Consider the following 1,974-nt stretch of genomic DNA (forward strand, 5'->3'; position numbering starts at 1 on the left):
CCCCAGTCGTCCGCGAGCAGGTCGAGGATCAGCAGCCCCCGGCCCCCTTCCGCGTCAGGACAGCCCGCGGCGGCGGGCCGCGAGGGGAGCTCGGGGCTCGCGTCGGTGACGCTGACGCGCAGTACGGGCCGGGTCCAGCGCAGGTGGACCGCCGCGTACCCCCGCGCGTGGCGGACCGCGTTGGTGGCCAGCTCGGAGACGAGCAGCTCGCCCCGGTCCGCCAGGTCGTGCAGGCCGTGGGCCGCGAGGACCGCCTTCAGGGTGGCGCGCACGATGGCGGGGCCGCGCGGGTCCCCGGGGAACCGCAGCTCGTACTCCCAGGGGTCCGCGAAGGGAATGGGGTGCGGGTTCGGGTGCGGATGGGGTTCCGTGTTCGGCTGCGCGTGCGCCACGTGAGCACCTCCGTTGCGCGGCGGGGCGCCGGACAATGCGGGGATCGGCCGGCGCCCCTGGGGCGAAAGGCGTGGGTCAGGTCATCGAGTCGGCCGGCTCCTTCGGCAGGCGGCCGGTCTTCGCGAGCTCCGCGTACCAGTGGCCGCTGGCCTTGATCGTCCGGGCCTGGGTCGCGTAGTCCACGTACACCGCCCCGAAGCGCTTGCTGTAGCCGTAGGACCACTCGAAGTTGTCCAGCAGGGACCACAGGTAGTAGCCGCGGACGTCCGCGCCGTCCTGGATGGCGCGCCGCACCGTGCCGAGGTGCGCGCGGAGGTACGCGAGGCGCTCGGGGTCCCGGACCTGGCCGTCGGGGTCGGGCTTGTCGTCGTAGGCGGCGCCGTTCTCGGTGATGTAGAGGGGGAGGTCCGGGGCCTTGCGGGTGTAGCGCATCAGCAGGTCGTAGAGGCCGGTCGGGTCGACGGTCCAGCCCATCGCGGTGCGTTCCCCGGGCGTCTGGTGGAAGGCGATGTCGTCGGCGCAGGGCCACGGGGAGTGCTCGGTGGTGCCGTGGCCGTCGGCGCGTGGCGCGGCAGCGTTGTCATCGGCCCGCGAGACCAGGGACGGCGTGTAGTAGTTGAGGCCCAGCGCGTCCAGCGGGTGGTTGATGGCGGCCAGGTCGCCGTCGCGCACGAACGACCAGTCCGTCAGCCGCGCCGTGTCCGCGATCAGGTCCTCGGGGTAGGCCCCGTCCAGCAGCGGCCCGTCGAAGATCCCGTTGGCGAGGGCGTCGATGCGCCGCGCGGCGTCCTGGTCCTCGGGCGACTGTGTGAGCGGCCTGACGACGGCGGTGTTGAGGCTGATCGCGATGCGGTTGCGGGCCGGCATGGCGGCGCGCAGCCGCTGGGCGCCGAGCCCGTGCGCGAGGTTCAGGTGGTGGGCGGCGCGCAGCGTCGCGAGGTGGTCGGTGCGGCCCGGTGCGTGCACTCCCGAGCCGTAGCCGAGGAAGGAGCTGCACCAGGGTTCGTTGAGCGTGATCCAGTTCTCGACGCGGTCGCCGAGGGCGTCCGCGACGATGGCGGCGTAGTCGGCGAAGCGCAGGGCGGTGTCCCGCTCGGGCCAGCCGCCCGCGTCCTCCAGTTCCTGGGGGAGGTCCCAGTGGTAGAGGGTCAGCGCGGGCTGGATGCCGGAGGCGAGGAGCTCGTCGACGAGCCTGCGGTAGAAGTCGAGGCCGCGCTGGACGGCGGGGCCCCGGCCGGTCGGCTGGACGCGGGGCCAGGAGACGGAGAACCGGTACGCCCCGAGGCCCAGCTGCTTCATCAGCCCGACGTCCTCGCGCCACCGGTGGTAGTGGTCCACGGCCACGTCGCCGGTGTCGCCGCCGAGCACCTTGCCCGGCGTATGGGAGAAGGTGTCCCAGATCGATGGGGTACGGCCGTCTTCCCGCGCCGCACCCTCGATCTGGTACGAGGCGGTGGCGGCCCCCCACAAGAACCCGGGGGGAAAGGCGCCGGACGCGGCGTCGGACTGGCTGTCGGACATGGAAGCGCTCCCATGGTAGGTGCGAGACGGAGTGTGGGGGTGTGGGGCGGGGTGTGCGGG

2 protein-coding genes are annotated in these 1,974 nt (G+C 73.4%); both read right to left on the minus strand.

Annotated features, from left to right (window positions below):
- The coding region (locus tag GUY61_RS37845) for an ATP-binding protein (protein ID WP_166634817.1) at nt 1-392 on the minus strand (392 nt) is incomplete at its 3' end.
- A gap of 76 nt (nt 393-468) precedes the next feature.
- Nucleotides 469-1,914: a GH1 family beta-glucosidase gene (locus tag GUY61_RS37850; protein WP_166634818.1), complete on the minus strand. Its 1,446-nt coding sequence runs from the start codon at nt 1,912-1,914 to the stop codon at nt 469-471.
- Nucleotides 1,915-1,974: the final 60 nt, after the last annotated feature.

The organism is Streptomyces sp. GC420 (assembly GCF_009916105.1).
Classification (GTDB): Bacteria; Actinomycetota; Actinomycetes; order Streptomycetales; family Streptomycetaceae; genus Streptomyces.

What these genes read in the sequence shown, in the direction of transcription:
- GUY61_RS37850 (WP_166634818.1), bottom strand. Translation starts at nt 1,914, where the DNA reads ATGTCCGACAGCCAGTCCGACGCCGCGTCCGGCGCCTTTCCCCCCGGG.